The sequence below is a fragment of the Cupriavidus sp. FW305-46 genome, from assembly GCF_058787075.1.
On the sequence record NZ_JBYSZI010000054.1, the window covers coordinates 24,283 to 48,170 of the forward strand.

Genomic DNA, 23,888 nt, shown 5'->3' on the forward strand with positions numbered 1-23,888 from the left:
GGACTGCCGTGCTGGCCTCCATAATGGTGGCTCCGCACCGCAGCAAACTAGCCGCTGGGCGCAGCGGCTATCCGATTAGTGCAGGAAACTTCGGACTCGGTCAACGCCGTAGCGCTGACAGCGAGGTCATCCGCTATAGTGGATCGCGTGGGAAACCGTGCCCCGGCCGTCAAGCCGGACCGGCCCCGGAACCAGCGGCGCGCACGTTCACCGGCAGCGCCGCGGCCCCCGCCAGAGGAGCGAGACAATGCAGCTGCCCCCCGCCGCCGGACCGCTGGCGAGCGCCCTGCTAGGCGATCCCGCCCGGTGCGTGTTCGCCTCGACCGACCTGGCCGAGACGCGCGCCGCTGTCGGGCGCGTGTTCAAGCCGCACCGGCTCGAGATACGCGGCACCCGCTTGCAGGCACGCATGCATCATGCGCCGCTTGGCGCGGTCTCGTTCAACCGCCTCGCCTACGGCGCCGACGTCACCATCGACCCCGGCCCGCTCGGCGACTTCCTGCTGGTGCAGATGCCGCTGCAAGGACAGGCCGAGATCCGCTGCGGCGACCAGCACATCGTGTCCACGCCTGACTGCGCTTCGGTGCTGACGCCCAGCGATGCGCTGGCCATGCGCTGGAGCGCCGACAACGACCAGCTGATCGTGCGCATCGAACGCAGTGCGCTGGAACGCATCTGCGCCGCCCATCTGGGCCGCCGGCCCGAGCGGCCGCTGCGCTTTGCGCTCGGCATGGACTGGCGCAGCGGCGCGTGGTACGAGCTGATGCGCTATCTCGCCGCGATGCTAGAGACCGCGCCCGAGACCGCGTGCCATCCGCTGACCGCGTGCCAGCTGGAACAGCTGGTGATCGGCACGCTGCTGACGTCGCAGCCGCATAACCTGTCGGACGCATTGCGCGAGCACGGCAAGCCGCTGGCGCCGCGCCATGTGAAAGTGGTGGAGGAATATATCCACGCAAACGCCGCGGCGGAGCTGACGCCCGCCGTGCTGGCCGAGGTCGCCGGCGTCAGCGTACGCAGCCTGTTCGCCGGTTTCCGCGAGCATCGCGGCACCGGGCCGATGGCCTACCTGCGCACGGTGCGGCTGGAGCGCGTGCGGCACGACCTGCTGAACGACGCCTCGGTGCCGTCAGTAAGCGCGGCGGCGCTGCGCTGGGGCTTTGCCCATCTGGGACGGTTCAGCGCGGAGTACCGGCGCGCGTTCGGAGAGTGCCCCGCGCAGACCTTGCGGCGGCGCCGAGCGGGCTAGGCGTGTGTGAATTCAGTGCTGCCGCTTCGGGCGAGGCCGCCGCGATCGCTCAGCTCATCGCGCAACTGTAGCTGGCAGCAAGACTGGCATCCCCCGACCCCGAGTACTTCGGGAATTTCGGGTACACGCACAGCGTGCATGGTGCGCACCACGCTCTGCTGCGCGTCCCTTTTCGAGATCAACAACTGCTCAGGGGCGGCCGATTTCTCGACCCAGTCGCGTGAGTCCGATGGCCAGCGCCACGGCAAGGCCGATGGCATTGCCCGAGCGCGGCCGCATTGGCGCGGACGCACGGGTCCGGTGAGTCCTTTCAAACATGATTGTCTCCTCTGGGGGGCGCCACGCTTATGTTTGCGGCTTTGCCGATACGCCTGGAACGAGGTAAAGCCGTTGCGGGGGGAAGCACATGATTCAATCAATCAGCGTTTATGTATCACTTCACAGCGCGTGATGCCGGCGCCAAGCGGGTCGATCGTCGCCCTCGCTCGCGCGGCAGGGGAGCAGTCCGGGGAGCAAGGCTGCTGTATGCAAGCCTTGAAAACAAAAACGGCGAACCATACGGTTCGCCGTTTTGCTGCAGCAGGCCGCGGGCGCGGCCCGAAGCATGATTACACCTTGATCTCGACGTCCACGCCTGCCGGCAGGTCGAGCTTCATCAGCGCGTCAACCGTCTTGTCGGTCGGGTCGACGATGTCCATCAGGCGCTGGTGCGTGCGGATCTCGAACTGATCGCGGCTGGTCTTGTTGACGTGCGGCGAACGCAGGATGTCGAAGCGCTGGATGCGGGTCGGCAGGGGCACCGGGCCCTTGACGATTGCGCCGGTACGCTTGGCGGTATCCACGATTTCGGCGGCCGACTGGTCGATCAGGCGGTAGTCGAATGCCTTCAGGCGGATACGGATCTTCTGGTTCTGCATGATATTTCCTTAAAAGAGCGATTGGGCAACGTGCCCGTTGAATGGGGACATGCCCGACAGGCATGTCCCAGGAAGTGCTTAGTCGAGGATCTTTGCCACGACGCCGGCGCCGACGGTACGGCCACCTTCACGGATAGCGAAGCGCAGGCCTTCTTCCATGGCGATCGGGGCGATCAGCTTGACGGTGATCGACACGTTGTCACCCGGCATGACCATTTCCTTGTCCTTCGGCAGCTCGATCGAGCCGGTCACGTCGGTCGTACGGAAGTAGAACTGCGGGCGGTAGTTGTTGAAGAACGGGGTGTGACGGCCGCCTTCGTCCTTCGACAGGATGTACACCTCGCCGGTGAAGTGGGTGTGCGGCTTGATCGAACCCGGCTTGCACAGCACCTGGCCGCGCTCGACGTCTTCACGCTTGGTGCCGCGCAGCAGCAGGCCAACGTTGTCGCCGGCTTGACCCTGGTCCAGCAGCTTGCGGAACATTTCCACGCCGGTGCAGGTGGTCTTCACCGTCGGCTTGATACCGACGATTTCGATTTCCTCACCGACCTTCACCACGCCGCGCTCGATACGGCCGGTCACCACGGTGCCGCGACCCGAGATCGAGAACACGTCTTCCACCGGCATCAGGAAGGTACCGTCAACGGCACGCTCCGGCGTCGGGATGTAGGTGTCCAGCGCTTCGGCCAGGTTCATGATGGCCACTTCGCCCAGCTCGCCCTTGTCGCCTTCCAGCGCCAGCTTGGCCGAACCCTTGATGATCGGGGTGTCGTCGCCGGGGAACTCGTACTTCGACAGCAGCTCGCGAACTTCCATCTCGACCAGCTCGAGCAGTTCAGCGTCGTCCACCATGTCGCACTTGTTCAGGAACACGATGATGTACGGCACGCCAACCTGGCGGGCCAGCAGGATGTGCTCACGCGTTTGCGGCATCGGGCCGTCAGCGGCCGAGCAAACCAGGATCGCGCCGTCCATCTGGGCGGCACCCGTGATCATGTTCTTCACATAGTCAGCGTGGCCCGGGCAGTCAACGTGCGCGTAGTGGCGGTTGGCCGTTTCGTACTCGACGTGGGCGGTATTGATGGTAATACCGCGTGCCTTCTCTTCCGGCGCTGCGTCGATTTCGTCGTACTTCTTGGCGGCACCGCCAAACTTGGCTGCCAGCACCGTGGCAATCGCTGCGGTCAGCGTGGTCTTGCCATGGTCAACGTGACCAATCGTACCAACGTTCACGTGCGGCTTGGTCCGCTCGAACTTTTCCTTTGCCATTTCTTAACTCCTGATAGGAATGCAGTCTTGTTGTTTCATCGCGCCGCCGCACCGGCAGGCGCGGCGGCAAACTTCCAATTACTTGCCCTTGGCCGACATCACGGCTTCGGCGATGTTCTTCGGTGCTTCAGCGTAGTGCTTGAATTCCATGGTGTACGTGGCGCGGCCTTGCGTGGCCGAGCGCAGCGACGTGGAATAACCGAACATTTCCGACAGCGGGACTTCGGCCTTGATGATCTTGCCGCCGCCCACCATGTCGTCCATGCCCTGCACGATGCCGCGGCGGGACGACAGGTCGCCCATCACGGTACCCGTGTAGTCTTCCGGCGTTTCCACTTCCACGGCCATCATCGGCTCGAGCAGAACCGGGCTGGCCTTGCGCATGGCTTCCTTGAAAGCCATCGAGCCGGCCATGCGGAACGCGTTTTCGTTCGAGTCCACGTCGTGGTACGAACCGAACGTCAGCGTGACCTTCACGTCCACCACCGGGAAGCCAGCCAGGATGCCGTTCGGCAGCGTGTCGACGATACCCTTTTCGACCGCCGGGATGTATTCGCGAGGAATCACACCGCCCTTGATGGCGTCGATGAACTCGAAGCCCTTGCCCGGCTCTTGCGGTTCCAGCGTGATCACGGCGTGACCGTACTGGCCACGGCCGCCCGACTGCTTGACGAACTTGCCTTCAACGCCTTCGGCCGTCTTGCGAATGGTTTCGCGGTAGGCCACCTGCGGCGCGCCAATGTTGGCTTCCACGCCGAATTCGCGCTTCATGCGGTCGACCAGAATTTCGAGGTGGAGCTCGCCCATGCCCGAAATGATGGTCTGGCCCGATTCTTCATCGGTACGCACGCGGAACGACGGATCTTCAGCGGCCAGGCGGTTCAGGGCGATGCCCATCTTTTCCTGGTCAGCCTTGGTCTTCGGCTCGACGGCCTGCGAGATCACCGGCTCCGGGAACACCATGCGCTCGAGCACGATCGGTGCAGCCGGATCGCACAGCGTGTCGCCCGTGGTGGCGTCCTTCAGACCCACTGCAGCGGCGATGTCGCCGGCCAGCACTTCCTTGATTTCTTCGCGCTGGTTGGCATGCATCTGCAGAATACGGCCGAGGCGTTCCTTCTTGCTCTTGACCGGGTTGTACACGGTGTCGCCCGAATTGATCTTGCCCGAGTAGACGCGGAAGAAGATCAGCTGACCAACGAACGGGTCGGTCATGATCTTGAACGCCAGTGCCGAGAACTTTTCGTTGTCGTCAGCCTTGCGCTCGAGCTTCTTCTCGCTGTCGTCCTCGTCCGTGCCCGTAACCGGCGGAATGTCGACCGGCGACGGCAGGAAGTCGATCACGGCGTCGAGCATACGCTGCACGCCCTTGTTCTTGAACGCGGTGCCGCACAGCATCGGCTGGATTTCGCAGGCGATGGTACGGTCACGCAGCGCCTTGACGATCTCGGCGCGGGTCAGCTCTTCGCCGCCCAGGTACTTTTCCATCAGCTCTTCGCTGGCTTCGGCGGCGGACTCGACCATCTTCTCGCGCCATTCGTCAGCGGTGGCTTGCAGCTCGGCCGGGATGTCCTGGTATTCGAACTTCACGCCCTGGCTGGCTTCGTCCCAAATGATCGCCTTCATTTCCAGCAGATCGACGACGCCTTGGAAGCCGTCTTCAGCGCCGATCGGCACCACGACGGGCACCGGGTTGGCCTTCAGGCGGGTCTTCAGCTGGTCGTAGACCTTGAAGAAGTTCGCGCCGGTACGGTCCATCTTGTTGACGAATGCCAGACGCGGCACGCGGTACTTGTTGGCCTGACGCCAGACGGTTTCCGACTGCGGCTGCACGCCACCCACTGCGCAGTACACCATGCACGCGCCGTCCAGCACGCGCATGGAACGCTCCACCTCGATGGTGAAGTCCACGTGGCCCGGGGTGTCGATGATGTTGAAGCGATGCTCGGGGTAGTTGCCGGCCATGCCCTTCCAGAAGGCGGTGGTCGCAGCAGACGTGATGGTGATGCCGCGCTCCTGCTCCTGCTCCATCCAGTCCATGGTGGCCGCGCCATCATGCACTTCACCGATCTTGTGGTTCACACCGGTGTAGAACAGGATGCGCTCGGTCGTGGTGGTTTTACCCGCGTCAATGTGAGCCGAGATACCGATATTGCGGTAGCGCTCAATGGGAGTCTTACGAGCCACTTTAATCCTCTATTCGTCCGTGAGGCGCCGGCATCTCATGGCCCGCGCCCCTAACACAAACGGGCGAGATGTGTAAAAACACAGCCCGCCCGGCAACCAACAAACGCTATCGCGCGCTTAGAAGCGGAAATGCGAGAACGCCTTGTTGGCTTCGGCCATGCGGTGCACTTCGTCACGCTTCTTCATTGCGCCGCCACGGCCTTCCGATGCTTCCAGCAGCTCACCTGCCAGGCGCAGCGCCATCGACTTCTCGCTGCGTTTCTTCGCGGCCTCGCGCAGCCAACGCATCGCCAATGCCAGACGACGCGACGGACGGACTTCGACCGGAACCTGATAGTTGGCGCCGCCCACGCGACGGCTCTTCACTTCCACCACCGGCTTCACGTTGTTGATCGCAACGGAGAACACTTCGATGGGGGCCTTGCCTGCCTTCTTTTCGATCTGGTCAAACGCGCCATAGACGATACGTTCGGCAACCGACTTCTTGCCGTCCAGCATCAGCACGTTCATGAACTTGGCAACTTCAACGTTGCCGAACTTCGGATCAGGCAGAACATCCCGCTTGGGGACTTCACGACGACGTGGCATCTTCTTTCCTTTAGATTCAGTTGAGAGCGCGGTCAGTTGTTCCCGCTCTCCGGCCACCAACTAGCTTGCATGCAATAGACAGCAAATTCGCCGGGTGACCACTTACTCGACGGCACGGTTGCCAAAAAAAGGCGCTCCGTTGTACCGCCGCCTGGTGACAGCACCATGACTCGCGCCACAGGCTATCGTTTGTTTGCTGCTTCGGGTCTCGCAGACCCAGGCACCCTAAGCTTAGGCCGCCTTCGGACGCTTCGCGCCGTACTTCGAACGGGCCTGCTTGCGGTCCTTCACGCCTTGCAGATCCAGCGAACCACGGACGATGTGGTAACGCACACCCGGCAGATCCTTCACACGGCCGCCGCGGATCAGCACGACCGAGTGTTCCTGCAGGTTGTGGCCTTCACCGCCGATGTACGAAATGACTTCGAAACCGTTGGTCAGGCGCACCTTGGCAACCTTACGCAGTGCCGAGTTCGGCTTCTTCGGCGTCGTGGTGTACACGCGGGTGCACACGCCACGGCGCTGGGGGCAGTTCTCAAGCGCCGGGCTCTTGCTCTTGACGACTTCAGAGACGCGCGGCTTGCGAACCAGTTGGTTGATAGTTGGCATTGTTCAATCCAGCTTGGTTTGACGAAAAACGCCCCTCGCACCGGCATGCACCGAAATGGAGAGGCAACTACGGGTTTTGGGCGGGAGAGATGAGCGGACGCGCTCTGGAGACGGGACTGTGCGGTAACAGCATGCCAAAGAGCGCGAGCCGGCACCCGGATCCCGCGTCTGCCGCCACCGGTCCATGGAAACCCAGTCCGGAAGGCTTGCCGGCAGCGGCCTAAAGGCCACTTCTCCGACGGGGCGAGCGAAATCCAAAGCCAAAAACTCGAATCTGGCATCCTAGCAGGGGAATCGTATACCGTCAAGCTGTATACCCGACCCGGGACGCGCTGACGCTGCCCTCGGTCAGACCCCGCGGAGCGCTTCCAGGATGGACTGTCCGTAGCGCTCCAGCTTGGAGGCACCGATCCCGGGAATGCCCTGCATCGCCGACAGGGAGCCCGGCGCAGTCCGGGCCAGCTCCGCCAGCGTTGCGTCGTGGAAGATGACATAGGCCGGCACGCCGTGCTCGCGCGCGGCCTCGGTGCGCCAGCGGCGCAGCGCCTCCCAGTTGGCCAGCATGTCTGCGTCCATGTCGGCGGTGTGGTCGGTGCGGGTGCCGCGCGCGGCACGCTCGCCGGACTTGCCCGGCTTGGTGGCCTGGCGGCGCAGGATGATCTGGCGCTCGCCCTTGAGCACCACGCGCGCGTCCTCGCCCAGCAGCAGCGCGCCATGGCCGCCATGGTCGATGGTCAGCAGACCCTGGGCAATCAGCTGGCGGAACACCGTATGCCATTCATGCACCGAGCGGTCCTTGCCGATGCCGAAGGTGGACACCTTGTCGTGCCCCCACTGGCGGATCTTCTCCGAGCTGTTGCCGCGCAGCACGTCGATCAGGTGGGTGGCGCCGAAGTGAACCCGGCTCGCCTGCGCGGTGCGGTACACGCAGGACAGCGCCATCTGCGCCTCGCGCGTGCCGTCCCAGGTGGCCGGCGGCTCCAGGCAGGTATCGCAGTTGCCGCAGGGTTCACTGGCCTCGTTGAAATACGCCAGGATGCGCACGCGCCGGCAGCCCGCGGTCTCGCACAGGCCCAGCAGCGCATCGAGCTTGGACGACGACACGCGCTTGAAGGCCTCGTCCGCCTCGGACTCGTCGATCATGCGCTTCTGCTGCACCACGTCGCCCAGGCCGTAGGCCATCCAGGCATTGGCCGGCAGGCCGTCGCGGCCGGCGCGCCCGGTTTCCTGGTAGTAGCCTTCCATGCTCTTGGGCAGGTCCAGGTGGGCGACAAAGCGCACGTCGGGCTTGTCGATACCCATGCCGAAGGCGATCGTCGCCACCATCACCAGTCCTTCTTCCTCGCGGAAGCGGGCCTGGTGGTGCTGGCGCACCTGGGCATCCATGCCGGCGTGGTAGCCCAGCGCATTGATGCCCTGTCCGCTCAGCCACTGCGCCGTGTCCTCCACCTTCTTGCGCGACAGGCAATAGACGATGCCGCTGTCATGGTTGCCGTCGGCCGCAGTGTGCTCGGCCTTGATGAAGGCCAGCAGCTGCTGGCGCGCATTGTCCTTCTCGACGATGCGGTAGCGGATATTGGGCCGGTCGAAGCTGGAGATGAAGACGCGGGCGTTGTCCAGCGCCAGGCGCTCGATGATCTCGTTGCGCGTGAGTGCGTCGGCCGTTGCCGTCAGCGCGATGCGCGGCACGTACGGGAAGCGCTCGTGCAGCACCGACAACTGGATGTACTCGGGGCGGAAGTCGTGGCCCCACTGCGACACGCAGTGCGCTTCGTCGATGGCAAAGAGCCCGACCCGAATGCGCTCGAGCAAGTCCTGGAAGCGTGGCGTCATCAACCGTTCCGGCGCCACGTAAAGGATCTCGATGCGCCCGGCCAGCAGGTCGCGCTCGACCGCCGAGGCCTCGGACCCGGTCAGCGTCGAATTGAGCACTGCGGCGCGTACGCCCGCTTCAGTCAGCGCCGCGACCTGGTCCTGCATCAGCGCGATCAGCGGCGACACTACGATGCCGACGCCGTCGCCGGCACGCTGGCGCAGCAGCGCCGGGATCTGGTAGCACAGCGACTTGCCGCCGCCGGTCGGCATCAGCACCAGGCAGTCGCCGCCCGTCGCAACGTGGTCGATGATCTCGGCCTGGCGCCCACGGAAGGCGTGGTAGCCGAACACATCTTTGAGGATCGCCAGCGCGTGCGACATAGACAACGGAATTGCTGAAGCCGGAAAAGCCGTAACCATACCACTAAGGGGGCCGCTTCCGTGCCCGCCGGGCTAACAGTCCGAACATTCTCACGACAGGGCCGGCTGCGGGCGGAAAGAAAAAAAGCCCGGCTGGATCAGCCGGGCTTTCGGGCCGCCTTGCGGCGGCAAACAGCTTACTGCGATCAGACGTTGTCGCCTTCGCCTTCGGTCGTCGCCTGCACCACCGGCGCCGGCTCGATGAAGAGCGACTGCTCTTCTTCGGCGATCGCCTGGGCGCGTTCGCGCTCGGAGGCCTCGCGCGCCTTGCGGGCACGGTGGTAGGCCAGGCCGGTACCGGCCGGGATCAGACGACCCACGATCACGTTTTCCTTCAGACCACGCAGGTCGTCGGTCTTGCCCATGATCGCGGCTTCGGTCAGCACGCGCGTGGTTTCCTGGAACGATGCCGCCGAGATGAAGCTGTCGGTCGACAGCGACGCCTTGGTAATACCCAGCAGCAGGTTCTCGTAGGTCGCCGGACGCTTGCCTTCGGCGATCACGCGGTCGTTCTCGTCGAGCAGTTCCGAGCGCTCCACCTGTTCACCCGGGATGAACTTGGTGTCGCCCACGTCGGCGATCTGCACACGACGCAGCATCTGGCGAACGATCACCTCGATGTGCTTGTCGTTGATCTTCACGCCCTGCAGACGGTACACGTCCTGCACTTCGTCCACGATGTAGTGCGCCAGCTCTTCGATGCCCTTCAGGCGCAGGATGTCGTGCGGGTCCGCCGGACCTTCCACGATCATTTCGCCCTTGTTCACCACCTGGCCGTCGTGCACCAGCACCTGCTTTTCCTTCGCGATCAGGAACTCGTGGGCATTGCCGTCCAGGTCGGTAATGACCAGGCGCTGCTTGCCCTTGGTGTCCTTGCCGAACGAGGTCGTGCCGGTGACTTCCGCCAGCACGGCGGCGTCCTTCGGCGAACGCGCTTCGAACAGCTCGGCCACACGCGGCAGACCACCGGTAATGTCGCGGGTCTTCTGCGATTCGGTCGGGATACGTGCGAGCACTTCACCAACGTGCACTTGCTGGCCGTCCTTCACGGTAATCAGCGCGCCGACCTGGAAGCCGATGGTCACGGAGTGGTCCGTGCCCGGGATCTTCACTTCCTGGCCATTCGCGTCGAGCAGCTTCACCTGCGGGCGGATGCCCTTGGTTGCAGCCGTGCGGCGCTTGGCGTCGATCACCACCAGGGTCGACAGGCCCGTCACTTCGTCCATCTGCTTGGCGACGGTCACGCCTTCTTCGACGTTCTCGAACTTGGTCGTACCGGTGTATTCCGAAACGATCGGTCGAGTCAGCGCGTCCCACGTGGCCAGCTGCGTGCCAGCCTTGATGGCCTGGCCGTCCTGCACCAGCAGCGTGGCGCCGTACGGGATCTTGTGGCGCTCGCGCTCACGGCCGTGGTCGTCGGTGATCAGCGCTTCGCCCGAACGCGAGATGACGATCAGTTCGCCCTTCGCATTGGTGACGTAACGCATGGTCGCCGTGAAACGCACGGTACCGGTTGCCTTGGCTTCCACGCTCGATGCCACTGCCGCACGCGATGCCGCACCACCGATGTGGAACGTACGCATGGTCAGCTGCGTGCCCGGCTCACCGATCGACTGGGCGGCAATCACGCCCACCGCTTCGCCGGAGTTCACCAGCACGCCGCGGCCCAGATCGCGGCCATAGCACTTGCCGCACAGGCCGTAGCGCGTGTCGCACGACAGCGGGGTGCGGACCTTGACTTCGTCCACGCCGATGTTGTCGATCAGCTCGACCAGATCTTCGTCCAGCAGCGTGCCGGATTCGATCGCGGTTTCCTGGGTTTCCGGGTTCACCACGTCGGCCACGGTCACACGGCCGAGGATACGGTCGCGCAGGGCTTCGATCACTTCACCGCCTTCGACCAGGGCCTTCATGGCCACGCCGTTGGAGGTACCGCAATCGTCTTCCACCACGACCAGATCCTGGGTCACGTCGACCAGACGACGGGTCAGGTAACCCGAGTTCGCGGTCTTCAGTGCCGTATCCGCCAGACCCTTACGGGCACCGTGGGTCGAGATGAAGTACTGCAGAACGTTCAGGCCTTCACGGAAGTTCGCCGTAATCGGCGTTTCAATGATCGAGCCATCCGGCTTGGCCATCAGGCCACGCATACCAGCCAGCTGGCGGATCTGCGCGGCGGAACCCCGTGCGCCCGAGTCGGCCATCATGTAGATGGAGTTGAACGACTCTTGCTTCACGGTCTTGCCTTCGCGGTCGACCACGTCTTCGTGCTGGAGCTGCTCCATCATCGCCTTGCCCACCTGGTCGCCGGCGGCGCCCCAGATGTCCACGACGTTGTTGTAGCGTTCCTGGTCGGTCACCAGACCCGACATGTACTGCTTGTCGTATTCCTTCACCTTGGCCGAGGCCTCGGCGATGATCTTTTCCTTGGCGGGCGGCACCAGCATGTCGTCGATCGCGATCGAGATACCGGCGCGGGTTGCCAGGCGGAAGCCCGACTGCAGCAGCTTGTCGGCGAAGATCACGGTCTCGCGCAGGCCGCACTTGCGGAACGCGGTGTTGATCAGGCGCGAGATTTCCTTCTTCTTGAGCGGCTTGTTCAGCACCGAGAACGGCAGGCCCTTGGGCAGGATCTCGGACAGGATCGCGCGGCCGACCGTGGTGGCCTGCAGCGTGATCTTGGGTGCGAAACGGGCGTCGCCCTCGGCGTCCTTGTCGACCAGCTCATACTCGGTGATACGCACGTTCACGCGGGAAGCCAGCTCGACTTCCTTGTTCTCGTAGGCGCGAATCACTTCGCTGATATCGGCGAAGGTCATGCCCTCGCCGCGGCCGTTGATCTTGTCGCGGGTCGTGTAGTACAGACCCAGCACCACGTCTTGCGACGGCACGATCGACGGATCGCCGTTGGCCGGGAACAGCACGTTGTTGGAGGCCAGCATCAGGGTGCGGGCTTCCATCTGCGCTTCCAGCGACAGCGGCACGTGGACAGCCATCTGGTCACCGTCGAAGTCGGCGTTGAACGCCGCGCAGACCAGCGGGTGCAGCTGGATGGCCTTGCCTTCGATCAGCACCGGCTCGAACGCCTGGATACCCAGGCGGTGCAGCGTCGGCGCACGGTTCAGCATCACCGGGTGCTCGCGGATCACCTCTTCGAGGATGTCCCACACCACCGGGGTCTGGCTTTCGACTTCCTTCTTCGCCGCCTTGATGGTGGTGGCGATGCCCATCGTTTCCAGCTTGTGGAAGATGAACGGCTTGAACAGCTCGAGCGCCATCAGCTTGGGCAGGCCGCACTGGTGCAGCTTGAGCGTCGGGCCCACCACGATGACCGAACGGCCCGAGTAGTCGACGCGCTTGCCCAGCAGGTTCTGACGGAAACGGCCGCCCTTGCCCTTGATCATTTCGGCCAGGGACTTCAGCGGACGCTTGTTGGCGCCGGTCATCGCCTTGCCGCGACGGCCGTTGTCCAGCAGCGAGTCAACCGCTTCCTGCAGCATGCGCTTTTCGTTGCGCACGATGATCTCAGGCGCCTTCAGCTCCAGCAGGCGCTTGAGGCGGTTGTTACGGTTGATGACGCGGCGATACAGGTCGTTCAGGTCCGAGGTCGCGAAGCGGCCGCCGTCCAGCGGCACCAGCGGACGCAGCTCGGGCGGCAGCACCGGCAGCACTTCGAGGATCATCCACTCGGGCTTGATGCCCGAACGCTGGAAGGCCTCGAGCACCTTCAGGCGCTTGGCGAACTTCTTGATCTTGGCTTCGGAGCCGGTGGCCTGCAGCTCGGCGCGGATCTGTTCGATCTGCTTCTCGATGTCGATGCCGCGCAGCAGTTCACGGATACCCTCGGCACCCATCATGGCGACGAACTCGCCCTCGCCGTACTCGTCGCACTTCGCCAGGTAGTCGTCTTCGGACATGATCTGGCTCTTCTTGAGCGGGGTCATGCCGGGTTCGATCACCACGAATGCTTCAAAGTACAGCACGCGCTCGATGTCGCGCAGCGTCATGTCCAGGACCATGCCCAGGCGCGACGGCAGCGACTTCAGGAACCAGATGTGCGCGGTCGGCGCGGCCAGTTCGATGTGGCCCATGCGCTCGCGGCGCACCTTGGCCAGCGTCACTTCAACGCCGCACTTCTCGCAGATCACGCCACGGTGCTTCAGGCGCTTGTACTTGCCGCACAGGCACTCGTAGTCCTTGATCGGGCCAAAGATCTTGGCGCAGAACAGGCCGTCGCGTTCCGGCTTGAAGGTACGGTAGTTGATCGTTTCCGGCTTCTTCACTTCGCCGTACGACCACGAACGGATCTTCTCGGGCGAGGCCAGGCCGATCTTGATCGCGTCGAACTGCTCTTCCTGCTGTACCTGCTTAAAGAGATCGAGCAATGCTTTCATTGCAACTCCTTGTTTCGCCATCGCCCCGGAGTCTGTCCGGGTCGATGGCATTCATCCTGTGGGAAATCCTTCGCCTGTAGTGTCGACAGGGAGCCGGCCGCAACCGGCTCCCCTCACCTGCCCGATCAGTAGCGATCGAGGTCGATGTCGATACCCAGCGAGCGGATTTCCTTCACCAGCACGTTGAACGATTCCGGCATGCCGGCATCGATCGAGTGCTCGCCCTTGACGATGTTCTCGTACACCTTGGTACGGCCGTTCACGTCATCGGACTTGACCGTCAGCATTTCCTGCAGCACGTACGACGCGCCGTAGGCTTCCAGTGCCCAAACTTCCATCTCACCGAAACGCTGGCCACCGAACTGGGCTTTACCACCCAGCGGCTGCTGCGTCACCAGCGAGTACGGGCCGGTGGAACGCGCGTGCATCTTGTCGTCGACCAGGTGGTGCAGCTTCAGCATGTGCATCACACCCAGCGTGACCGGACGCTCGAACGCTTCGCCGGTGCGGCCGTCGAACAGCGTGACCTGCTGCTTGGAAGCGGTCAGGCCCTTCTCCTTCGCGATCTCTTCCGGATAGGCGAGGTCCAGCATGCGGCGGATTTCGTCCTCATGCGCACCATCGAACACCGGCGTCGCGAACGGCACGCCCTTCTTCAGGTTCTCGGCCAGCTCCAGGACTTCCGAATCCGACAGGCTGTCGAGGTCTTCGACCTTGCCGCTCTCGTTGTAGATCTGCGTGAGCAGCTTGCGCACTTCGGCTGCCTTGGCTTGCGCCTTCAGCATGTTGCCGATGCGCTCGCCCAGGCCGCGCGCGGCCCAGCCCAGGTGGGTCTCGAGAATCTGACCCACGTTCATCCGCGAAGGCACGCCCAGCGGATTCAGCACGATGTCGGCAGGCGTACCGTCGGCCATGTAGGGCATGTCTTCGATCGGGGTGATCTTGGACACGACACCCTTGTTGCCGTGACGGCCGGCCATCTTGTCGCCAGGCTGCAGGCGGCGCTTGACGGCCAGGTACACCTTGACCATCTTGATCACGCCCGGCGGCAGTTCGTCGCCCTGCGTGAGCTTCTTGCGCTTCTCTTCGAAGGCCAGGTCGAACTCGTGGCGCTTCTGCTCGATGGCTTCCTTGACGGCTTCCAGCTGGGCAGCCAGTTCTTCGTCGGCCGGACGGATGTCGAACCAGTGGTACCTGTCGATATCCGCCAGGTATTCCTTGGTGATCTTGGCACCCTTGGCCAGCTTCTTCGGACCGCCATTGACGGTCTTGTCGATGAGCAGGCGCTCCAGACGCTGGAACGCGTCGCCTTCCACGATACGCAGCTGGTCGTTCAGGTCCAGGCGGTAGCGCTTCAGTTCGTCGTCGATGATCGACTGGGCACGCTTGTCGCGGGTCACGCCTTCGCGGGTGAAGACCTGGACGTCGATCACGATGCCGCTCATGCCCGACGGCACGCGCAGCGAGGTGTCCTTCACGTCCGAAGCCTTCTCGCCGAAGATCGCGCGCAGCAGCTTCTCTTCCGGGGTCAGCTGGGTCTCGCCCTTTGGTGTGACCTTGCCAACCAGCACGTCGCCGGCTTCGACTTCAGCGCCGATGTAGGTGATGCCCGACTCGTCCAGGCGAGCCAGCTGGGCTTCGGCCAGGTTCGAGATATCGCGCGTGATTTCTTCCGGTCCCAGCTTGGTGTCGCGGGCAACGACCGACAGTTCCTCGATGTGGATCGAGGTATAGCGGTCTTCGGCCACCACACGCTCCGAGATCAGGATCGAATCCTCGAAGTTGTAGCCGTTCCACGGCATGAACGCCACCAGCATGTTCTGGCCCAGGGCCAGTTCGCCCAGGTCGGTCGAGGCGCCGTCGGCGATCACATCGTTGCGGGCAACGATATCGCCAACCTTGACCATCGGACGCTGGTTGATGTTGGTGTTCTGGTTCGAGCGCGTGTACTTGATCAGGTTGTAGATGTCCACGCCGACTTCACCGGCCACGGCTTCGTCGTCGTTCACGCGGATCACGATACGCATCGCGTCGACGTAGTCGACCACGCCGCCACGCATCGCCTGCACGGCCGTACCCGAGTCGACCGCAACGGTGCGCTCGATGCCGGTGCCGACCAGCGGCTTGTCCGGACGCAGGCAAGGCACGGCCTGGCGCTGCATGTTGGCGCCCATCAGTGCACGGTTCGCGTCATCGTGTTCCAGGAACGGCACCAGCGAGGCAGCGGCCGACACGATCTGCGACGGCGCCACGTCGATGTACTGCACGCGGTCCGGCGTGACCATGCGGGTTTCACGCTCGGAGCCTTCACGCGCCGACACCAGTTCGTCGGTCAGGTTGCCGTCGGCGTCAACGGTCGCGTTGGCCTGCGCCACCACGTACTTGCCTTCCTCGATCGCGGACAGGTAGTCGACCTGGTCGGTCAGCTTGCTGTCGACCACCTTGCGGTACGGCGTTTCCAGGAAGCCGTATTCGTTCAGGCGGGCATACAGTGCCAGCGAGTTGATCAGACCAATGTTCGGACCTTCCGGCGTTTCGATCGGGCACACGCGGCCATAGTGGGTCGGGTGCACGTCACGGACTTCAAAGCCGGCGCGCTCGCGCGTCAGGCCGCCCGGGCCCAGTGCGGAGACACGGCGCTTGTGCGTGATCTCGGACAGCGGGTTGGTCTGGTCCATGAACTGCGACAGCTGCGACGAACCGAAGAACTCGCGGATCGCCGACGAGATCGGCTTCGAGTTGATCAGGTCGTGCGGCATCAGGTTCTCGGTCTCGGCCTGGCCCAGACGTTCCTTGACGGCACGCTCCACGCGCGACAGGCCGGCGCGGAACTGGTTTTCGGCCAGTTCGCCGACGCAACGCACGCGACGGTTGCCCAGGTGATCGATGTCATCGACCTCGCCCTTGCCGTTGCGCAGGTTGACCAGGATCTTGATGGTCTCGAGGATGTCCTCGTCCTGCAGCACCATGGCGCCTTCGCCGGTCGGGCGGCCCAGACGGCTGTTGACCTTCATGCGGCCAACGCGCGACAGGTCGTACGACTCTTCGCTGTAGAACAGGCGCTGGAACAGCGCTTCCACCGCTTCTTCGGTCGGCGGCTCGCCCGGGCGCATCATGCGGTAGATCGCGATCCGCGCAGCGGTCTGGTCGGCGGTCTCGTCCACGCGCAGGGTCTGCGACATGTACGGGCCCTGATCCAGGTCGTTGGTGTACAGGGTCTGGATCTGCTTGACGCCGGCTTCGCGCAGGTTTTCCAGCAGCGTTTCGGTCAGCTCGTCGTTGGCGTTGGCAATCACCTCGCCGGTATCCGGGTCGATGATGTTCTTGGCCAGCACGCGGCCCAGCAGGTAGTCTTCCGGCACGCTGATCAGCTTGGTGCCGGCCGAATCCAGGTCGCGGATGTGCTTGGCGTTGATCCGCTTGTCCTTCTCGACCACCACGCGGCCGTTCTTGTCGGCGATGTCGAAGCGCGCGACTTCACCGCGCAGGCGCTCGGGCACGAACTCCAGCTGCGCGCCTTCGGCCTGCAGCGTGAAGTTGTCGAACACGAAGAAGTGCGCGAGGATCTGTTCCGGGGTCAGGCCGATCGACTTCAGCAGGATCGTCACCGGCATCTTGCGGCGGCGGTCGACGCGGAAGTACAGGATGTCCTTCGGATCGAATTCGAAGTCCAGCCACGAACCGCGGTAGGGAATGATACGTGCCGAGAACAGCAGCTTGCCCGAGCTGTGGGTCTTGCCCTTGTCGTGCTCGAAGAACACGCCCGGCGAGCGGTGCAGCTGCGAGACGATGACACGCTCGGTGCCGTTGATGACGAACGAACCGGTGGAAGTCATCAGGGGGATCTCACCCATGTAGACTTCCTGCTCCTTCACTTCCTTGACCTTGCCCGGGTTCTCGCGATCGTTGATGATCAGGCGAACCTTGGCGCGCAGGGCCGAGTGGAACGTCAGGCCACGCTGCTGGCACTCCTTGACGTCGAACGGCGGGTTGGACAGGTGATACGAGACGAACTCCATACGGGCAAGCCCGTTATGCGAGGAGATCGGGAAGATTGCGTTGAAAGCGGCCTGGAGGCCTTCGGTCTTGCGACGCGCGGTCGGCGTTTCCGCTTGCAAGAACTGAGTGTAGGATTCAATCTGGGTGGCAAGCAGGAATGGAACCTGATGTACCGTCGCGCGCTTCGCAAAGCTTTTGCGAATGCGCTTCTTTTCGGTGAAGCTGTACGCCATGGGATCTCCGAATCATCGCAGGGCTGGCTGGACCTGGCCGGACCTGAGGTGTTCAGCGACTGGGAGGGGATTTGGCGGTTGGCCGCTACCAACCTCTGGCTGACGGTGTCCGCACGCTGCGGGCGGTGTGGTCGTCGCATCAAGCGCAACGCCTGTACTCGCCCGGGGGACACCCGACCAAACTTGTCTTCTGCAGTCGGTTCAGAAGACAAACATCAGCAGCAACCACTTAGTGTGCCACTGATGTTTGGCCTCTGCTGAGACTCCGGCATGCCCAAGGGCATCGAGACTCGCAAACATCACTTTCTGTTGCGAAGAGTGCTTCTCAAAACACTTTCGCACAAGCGCAAAAAGGCTGGCGCCGGGAATTTCCCTTTGCCAGCCCCATCCGCGTGCCGAAAGGGCACGCGAGCAATGCCTTACTTGACGTCGACCTTCGCGCCAGCGTCTTCCAGCTTCTTCTTGGCTTCGGCAGCAGCAGCCTTGTCCACGCCTTCCTTGACGGGCTTCGGTGCGCCATCAACCAGGTCCTTGGCTTCCTTCAGGCCCAGGCCGGTGATTTCGCGAACAGCCTTAATCACGCCGACCTTGTTGGCGCCGACTTCGGCCAGGATCACGTTGAACTCGGTCTGCTCTTCAGCAGCGGCGGCACCGCCGGCGCCCGGGGCAGCAGCCACAGCCATGGCAGCAGCCGACACGCCAAACTTCTCTTCGAACGCCTTGACCAGGTCGTTCAGTTCCATCACGGACATCGCGCCAACGGCTTCCAGGATGTCGTCTTTGGTGATTGCCATTTGAAATACTCCTACTAGATTTGATTCGGTATCGGTAATGCGATCTTTCGATGCGAGGCCTGGATTGCCTTAGGCGCCAGCGGCTTCCGCTTCCGCGGGAGCGCCTTCGGCGTTCTTGGCAGCCAGTGCAGCCAGCAGACGGGCGAAGCCCGACACCGGTGCCTGCATCACGCCCAGCAGCTGAGCAATCAGTTCGTCGCGGCTCGGGATCGAGGCCAGCGCCTTCACGGCGGCAGCGTCGAGAACCTTGCCGTCATACGACCCGGCGCGCAGGACCAGCTTGTCGTTGGTCTTGGCGAAGTCGTTCAGAACCTTGGCCGACGACACTGCATCTTCGGAAATACCGTAGATCAGCGGACCGGTCATCTGCTCTGCGAGGCTTGCAAACGGCGTACCTTCGACGGCACGGCGGGCCAGCGTGTTCTTCAGAACACGCAGGTACACGCCTTGCTGACGAGCGGTGGAACGCAGCTTGGTCAGATCGCCAACCGTAATGCCGCGATATTCGGCCACGACGATGGTCTGGGCCTTGGCGACTTGCGCCGAAACCTCAGCAACGACGGCCTTCTTATCTTCAATATTGAGTGGCACGGTTAAGCTCCAAAATGACGCTAGCCCTCCGGCAATACCGGAGTCTTCACGTCAGCACAAACGAACGGCGTCCGATTGGCCCGAATCACCCGGGACAGGCCCGGATTCATCAATCCCTTCGGGTGCGCCATCTGCGCTGGTTGCCCGGGGTTGGTCATGCACGGCACCTGGCCCTGCTTGTACCTCCCGGCCGATTAAGCCCGCATGCCTGACTGCGGTCATGCGGACACCAGCGGTCTTTGATAACCAGCGGCGACTGCCTGAACACAACGTGTCCGACTGCCGCCACTGCCCAAAGCCTTGCTCCCTGTCCTTGTCCCGCCGCTTGGCAGAACCAGGTCCGGAGCCGATCCCCGCTTACGCCAGGATCTTCAATTCGCGGCCGACCGGTGCTATCGGGTCCGGTCAGCCCATGCCGTCAGCTCAGGCCGACAGCGAAGCTTGTTCCACGCGCACGCCAACGCCCATGGTGGACGAGACGGCGATCTTGCGCAGGTACACGCCCTTGCTCGTAGCCGGCTTGGACTTCACCAGGGCTTCCAGCAGTGCGGACAGGTTGCTCTTCAGCGCTGCGTCGTCGAACGAGCGGCGGCCGATGGTGGCGTGGATGATACCGGCCTTGTCGACACGGAACTGCACCTGGCCAGCCTTGGCGTTCTTCACGGCCTGGGCCACGTCGGGCGTCACGGTACCGACCTTCGGGTTCGGCATCAGGCCGCGCGGGCCCAGGATCTGGCCCAGCGTACCGACGATACGCATCGTGTCCGGCGAAGCGATCACGACGTCGAAGTTCAGGTTGCCGGCCTTGACTTGCTCGGCCAGGTCTTCCATGCCGACGATGTCAGCACCGGCGGCCTTGGCGGCTTCGGCCTTTTCGCCCTGGGCGAACACAGCCACGCGAACCGACTTGCCGGTACCTGCGGGCAGCACCACCGAACCACGAACCACCTGGTCCGACTTCTTGGCGTCAATGCCCAGCTGCACGGCCACGTCGATCGACTCGTCGAACTTCGCCGAGGCGCAGCCCTTCACCAGGCCCAGGGCCTCGTCGATCGGGTAAAACTTGGTACGCTCGATCTTCGCCTTGTTGGCGGCGACGCGCTTGGAAACCTTAGCCATTTACAGACCCTCCACGGTGATGCCCATCGAACGAGCCGAACCGGCGATGGTACGCACGGCGGCGTCCAGGTCGGCGGCGGTCAGGTCAGCGTTCTTGGCCTTGGCGATTTCTTCAGCCTGGGCGCGGGTGATCTTGCCAACCTTGTCGGTGTGGGGCTTCGGCGAACCCTTGGTGATGCCTGCTGCCTTCTTGATCAGCACGGTCGCCGGGGGCGACTTCATCACGAAGGTGAAGCTCTTGTCGGCGAAGGCGGTAATCACCACCGGCACCGGCAGACCGGGTTCCATACCCTGGGTCTGGGCGTTGAACGCCTTGCAGAACTCCATGATGTTCAGACCACGCTGACCCAGTGCGGGACCAACGGGCGGGGAGGGATTTGCCTTACCAGCCGGAATCTGCAGCTTGATAAAGCCAATGATCTTCTTGGCCATCTCTACTCCAATCCGGATCGCTCTTTCGGGATGCGATCCTGTTGAGTCGTAACGCGCTGTCGCCGCACCTTCGGCACGGCCTCACGCTCCTCTTGGCGCCGCCACCGGGGCGTCGCCGTTGCCAGTTGCCGCCCTTTCAGGCCGCAGCCGGCAAATTCCTTAAACCTTCTCGACCTGGCCGAACTCGAGCTCGACCGGCGTGGCACGCCCGAAGATCGTGACCGAGACGCGCAGGCGCGATTTCTCGTAGTTCACTTCTTCCACGTTGCCGTTGAAGTCGGTGAACGGGCCGTCCTTGACGCGCACCATTTCGCCCACCTCGAACAGCGTCTTGGGACGCGGCTTCTCGACCCCTTCCTGCATCTGGGTCATGATCTTGTCGACTTCGCGCTGCGAAATCGGGCTCGGGCGGTTGCGGGCGCCGCCCACGAAACCGGTGACCTTGCTGGTGTTCTTCACCAGGTGCCAGGTCTCGTCGGTCATTTCCATTTCCACCAGCACGTAGCCGGGGAAGAAACGACGCTCGGTGACCGACTTGTGGCCGCCCTTGATTTCCACGACTTCTTCGGAAGGCACCAGGATGCGGCCAAACTTGTCCTGCATCTCGGCGCGTTCGATGCGCTCCTGCAGCGCGCGCTGCACGCTCTTCTCCATGCCGGAATAGGCATGCACGACATACCAGCGCTTCTTCGACGAAGGCGATTCCGGCGCGGTGGTTTCCTGCTGAGCGTTATCCGTCATGTGCTACCTCTTATTTCCAGCCCAGCACGAGCGAGAAGACGACCCACTCGATGAGCTTGTCAGCCGACCACAGGAACAGCGCCATGATGACGACAAAGACGAAGACCAGCCCCGTCATTTGCCCGGCTTCCTTGCGCGTCGGCCAGACGACCTTGCGAACTTCCCGATACGATTCCTTGGCGAACCCGATAAAGTCCTTGCCTGGTGCCGACACCAGCGCAACTACGATACCCAGTGCAATACCACCGAACAGTGCGGCGCCACGTACATAAGACGGTTGCTGTGCCAGTGCATAGAAACCGATGACGCCCGCAACCACCAGCAGCACCGCCACGCCAAGCATCCACTTGCCGCTGCTGGCGTTCACGGTTTCAACATTGGGATTGGCCATGTTTCGCAAACGAGACTAAGCCGCGTCACGATTGCTCTTCGCGACGCGGCTGATTGATTTGGCAGGGGCAGAGGGAATCGAACCCCCAACCTTCGGTTTTGGAGACCGACGCTCTGCCAGTTGAGCTATACCCCTAAAACAACTGTGGGGCCGGCGCTGGCGCCAACCCCTTCTGGCAACGAACGCGGCCGGTTGGTGCCGCGTTCGCTATCAAACAACTTAGTCGAGGATCTTTGCCACGACGCCGGCGCCGACGGTACGGCCACCTTCACGGATAGCGAAGCGCAGGCCTTCTTCCATGGCGATCGGGGCGATCAGCTTGACGGTGATCGACACGTTGTCACCCGGCATGACCATTTCCTTGTCCTTCGGCAGCTCGATCGAGCCGGTCACGTCGGTCGTACGGAAGTAGAACTGCGGGCGGTAGTTGTTGAAGAACGGGGTGTGACGGCCGCCTTCGTCCTTCGACAGGATGTACACCTCGCCGGTGAAGTGGGTGTGCGGCTTGATCGAACCCGGCTTGCACAGCACCTGGCCGCGCTCGACGTCTTCACGCTTGGTGCCGCGCAGCAGCAGGCCAACGTTGTCGCCGGCTTGACCCTGGTCCAGCAGCTTGCGGAACATTTCCACGCCGGTGCAGGTGGTCTTCACCGTCGGCTTGATACCGACGATTTCGATTTCCTCACCGACCTTCACCACGCCGCGCTCGATACGGCCGGTCACCACGGTGCCGCGACCCGAGATCGAGAACACGTCTTCCACCGGCATCAGGAAGGTACCGTCAACGGCACGCTCCGGCGTCGGGATGTAGGTGTCCAGCGCTTCGGCCAGGTTCATGATGGCCACTTCGCCCAGCTCGCCCTTGTCGCCTTCCAGCGCCAGCTTGGCCGAACCCTTGATGATCGGGGTGTCGTCGCCGGGGAACTCGTACTTCGACAGCAGCTCGCGAACTTCCATCTCGACCAGCTCGAGCAGTTCAGCGTCGTCCACCATGTCGCACTTGTTCAGGAACACGATGATGTACGGCACGCCAACCTGGCGGGCCAGCAGGATGTGCTCACGCGTTTGCGGCATCGGGCCGTCAGCGGCCGAGCAAACCAGGATCGCGCCGTCCATCTGGGCGGCACCCGTGATCATGTTCTTCACATAGTCAGCGTGGCCCGGGCAGTCAACGTGCGCGTAGTGGCGGTTGGCCGTTTCGTACTCGACGTGGGCGGTATTGATGGTAATACCGCGTGCCTTCTCTTCCGGCGCTGCGTCGATTTCGTCGTACTTCTTGGCGGCACCGCCAAACTTGGCTGCCAGCACCGTGGCAATCGCTGCGGTCAGCGTGGTCTTGCCATGGTCAACGTGACCAATCGTACCAACGTTCACGTGCGGCTTGGTCCGCTCGAACTTTTCCTTTGCCATTTCGCGACTCCTGTCTCGGTAGCGATATTGCCAGTGCGTGGTATTTGGTGCCCATGGGCAGGATCGAACTGCCGACCTCTCCCTTACCAAGGGAGTGCTCTACCACTGAGCCACATGGGCGAAACTTGACGTACTACTCTGACAGCAACCGCGCGACTGGAGCGGGTGAAGGGAATCGAACCCTCGTCGTAAGCTTGGAAGGCTTCTGCTCTACCATTGAGCTACACCCGCCCGGTTCTTTCCTGCTTCTTCACCGGCACTGCCGGCTGCTGTCTTGCATTCTGGTGGAGAGGGCTGGATTCGAACCAGCGTAGGCGTAAGCCAACAGATTTACAGTCTGCCCCCTTTAGCCACTCGGGCACCTCTCCGCAGAGAACTATCGATTATGGGGCTTCTCACCTTGCCTGTCAAGCACTTTCCGTTGCGGATGCTGTACTTGGCCAGACCAGGGAAGGCGTTCCAGCGTGGCGCTTGAACCGCCTGATCACTCCCACAAGCGCAGTTTAGATTTCTGCGTTCTCACCCTATAGGGGCTTTCCAGCGTCGCTCCTGGAGGCTCTGAGGCCGCCTGGCAGGCCCCGCGAGGCCGCTCGCGACCACGAGCCGGAAAAGACAAAACCCCTCGCAGCACACGCTGTCGAGGGGTTTTGGGAATAAGAGCCTGGCGATGACCTACTTTCACACGGGAATCCGCACTATCATCGGCGCGGAGCTGTTTCACGGACCTGTT

General features: G+C 63.0%; 17 protein-coding genes and 4 tRNA genes. 2 read left to right on the forward strand and 19 right to left on the reverse strand.

Annotation, left to right across the window (positions count from 1 at the left end; all coding sequences use genetic code 11):
- Positions 1-247: 247 nt before the first annotated feature.
- The gene (locus AC3WON_RS23630) at positions 248-1,249 is read left to right on the forward strand and encodes an AraC family transcriptional regulator (RefSeq protein WP_492352857.1); all 1,002 of its coding nucleotides are present in this window, start codon (positions 248-250) and stop codon (positions 1,247-1,249) included.
- Positions 1,250-1,857: 608 nt separating this feature from the next.
- On the opposite strand, the gene rpsJ is transcribed toward AC3WON_RS23630, so the two are convergent.
- The 8 genes from rpsJ to rpoB all read right to left on the reverse strand — a co-directional run bounded on the left by rpsJ (position 1,858) and on the right by rpoB (position 17,680).
- Positions 1,858-2,166, reverse strand: coding sequence for a 30S ribosomal protein S10 (gene rpsJ, locus AC3WON_RS23635; RefSeq protein WP_006160488.1), 309 nt, complete (start codon positions 2,164-2,166; stop codon positions 1,858-1,860).
- Positions 2,167-2,244: 78 nt separating this feature from the next.
- Positions 2,245-3,435, reverse strand: a complete 1,191-nt coding sequence (tuf, locus tag AC3WON_RS23640) for an elongation factor Tu (RefSeq protein ID WP_492320443.1) — start codon at positions 3,433-3,435, stop codon at positions 2,245-2,247.
- 78 nt (positions 3,436-3,513) lie between these two features.
- Complete coding sequence (gene fusA / locus AC3WON_RS23645) at positions 3,514-5,622, reverse strand: elongation factor G (RefSeq protein WP_492320444.1); 2,109 nt, start codon at positions 5,620-5,622, stop codon at positions 3,514-3,516.
- 117 nt (positions 5,623-5,739) lie between these two features.
- Complete coding sequence (rpsG, locus tag AC3WON_RS23650) at positions 5,740-6,210, reverse strand: 30S ribosomal protein S7 (RefSeq protein ID WP_010810459.1); 471 nt, start codon at positions 6,208-6,210, stop codon at positions 5,740-5,742.
- Between the two features lie 231 nt (positions 6,211-6,441).
- Complete coding sequence (rpsL, locus tag AC3WON_RS23655) at positions 6,442-6,819, reverse strand: 30S ribosomal protein S12 (RefSeq protein WP_010810460.1); 378 nt, start codon at positions 6,817-6,819, stop codon at positions 6,442-6,444.
- A 348-nt stretch (positions 6,820-7,167) separates the two neighbouring features.
- Entirely contained in the window at positions 7,168-9,015 is a 1,848-nt protein-coding gene (gene recQ / locus AC3WON_RS23660) for a DNA helicase RecQ (protein ID WP_492352858.1), read from the reverse strand.
- Positions 9,016-9,200: 185 nt separating this feature from the next.
- Positions 9,201-13,448: a DNA-directed RNA polymerase subunit beta' gene (gene rpoC, locus AC3WON_RS23665; protein WP_492320445.1), complete on the reverse strand. Its 4,248-nt coding sequence runs from the start codon at positions 13,446-13,448 to the stop codon at positions 9,201-9,203.
- A gap of 125 nt (positions 13,449-13,573) precedes the next feature.
- Positions 13,574-17,680, reverse strand: a complete 4,107-nt coding sequence (gene rpoB, locus AC3WON_RS23670) for a DNA-directed RNA polymerase subunit beta (RefSeq protein ID WP_492320446.1) — start codon at positions 17,678-17,680, stop codon at positions 13,574-13,576.
- Between rpoB and AC3WON_RS23675 the strand changes: the two genes are divergently transcribed.
- Positions 17,561-17,941: a hypothetical protein gene (locus tag AC3WON_RS23675; protein ID WP_162166395.1), complete on the forward strand. Its 381-nt coding sequence runs from the start codon at positions 17,561-17,563 to the stop codon at positions 17,939-17,941. The two genes, rpoB and AC3WON_RS23675, sit on opposite strands and share 120 nt — an antisense overlap.
- Positions 17,942-18,099: 158 nt before the next feature.
- Here AC3WON_RS23675 and rplL read toward each other — a convergent pair whose 3' ends face one another.
- The 11 genes from rplL to AC3WON_RS23730 all read right to left on the reverse strand — a co-directional run bounded on the left by rplL (position 18,100) and on the right by AC3WON_RS23730 (position 23,526).
- Positions 18,100-18,474 carry a 50S ribosomal protein L7/L12 gene (gene rplL / locus AC3WON_RS23680; RefSeq protein WP_010810464.1) on the reverse strand — a complete coding sequence of 125 codons (375 nt, stop codon included), beginning with the start codon at positions 18,472-18,474 and terminating at the stop codon, positions 18,100-18,102.
- A gap of 69 nt (positions 18,475-18,543) precedes the next feature.
- Positions 18,544-19,065 (reverse strand): 50S ribosomal protein L10, encoded by a 522-nt coding sequence (rplJ, locus tag AC3WON_RS23685; protein ID WP_010810465.1) that lies wholly within the window; start codon positions 19,063-19,065, stop codon positions 18,544-18,546.
- Between the two features lie 423 nt (positions 19,066-19,488).
- Positions 19,489-20,184 carry a 50S ribosomal protein L1 gene (gene rplA / locus AC3WON_RS23690; RefSeq protein WP_010810466.1) on the reverse strand — a complete coding sequence of 232 codons (696 nt, stop codon included), beginning with the start codon at positions 20,182-20,184 and terminating at the stop codon, positions 19,489-19,491.
- Positions 20,185-20,616, reverse strand: a complete 432-nt coding sequence (gene rplK / locus AC3WON_RS23695; RefSeq protein WP_010810467.1) for a 50S ribosomal protein L11 — start codon at positions 20,614-20,616, stop codon at positions 20,185-20,187.
- A gap of 159 nt (positions 20,617-20,775) precedes the next feature.
- Positions 20,776-21,357 (reverse strand): transcription termination/antitermination protein NusG, encoded by a 582-nt coding sequence (gene nusG, locus AC3WON_RS23700; RefSeq protein ID WP_010810468.1) that lies wholly within the window; start codon positions 21,355-21,357, stop codon positions 20,776-20,778.
- Between the two features lie 10 nt (positions 21,358-21,367).
- Complete coding sequence (gene secE / locus AC3WON_RS23705; protein WP_010810469.1) at positions 21,368-21,748, reverse strand: preprotein translocase subunit SecE; 381 nt, start codon at positions 21,746-21,748, stop codon at positions 21,368-21,370.
- Positions 21,749-21,807: 59 nt separating this feature from the next.
- Positions 21,808-21,883, reverse strand: a tRNA-Trp gene (locus tag AC3WON_RS23710).
- Positions 21,884-21,967: 84 nt separating this feature from the next.
- A complete protein-coding gene (gene tuf / locus AC3WON_RS23715; RefSeq protein ID WP_492320443.1) occupies positions 21,968-23,158 on the reverse strand; it encodes an elongation factor Tu in 1,191 nt (396 codons plus the stop codon).
- Positions 23,159-23,203: 45 nt separating this feature from the next.
- Positions 23,204-23,278 (reverse strand) — tRNA-Thr (locus AC3WON_RS23720).
- A gap of 37 nt (positions 23,279-23,315) precedes the next feature.
- Positions 23,316-23,389 (reverse strand) — tRNA-Gly (locus AC3WON_RS23725).
- 51 nt (positions 23,390-23,440) lie between these two features.
- A tRNA-Tyr gene (locus AC3WON_RS23730) sits at positions 23,441-23,526 on the reverse strand.
- Positions 23,527-23,888 lie beyond the last annotated feature (362 nt).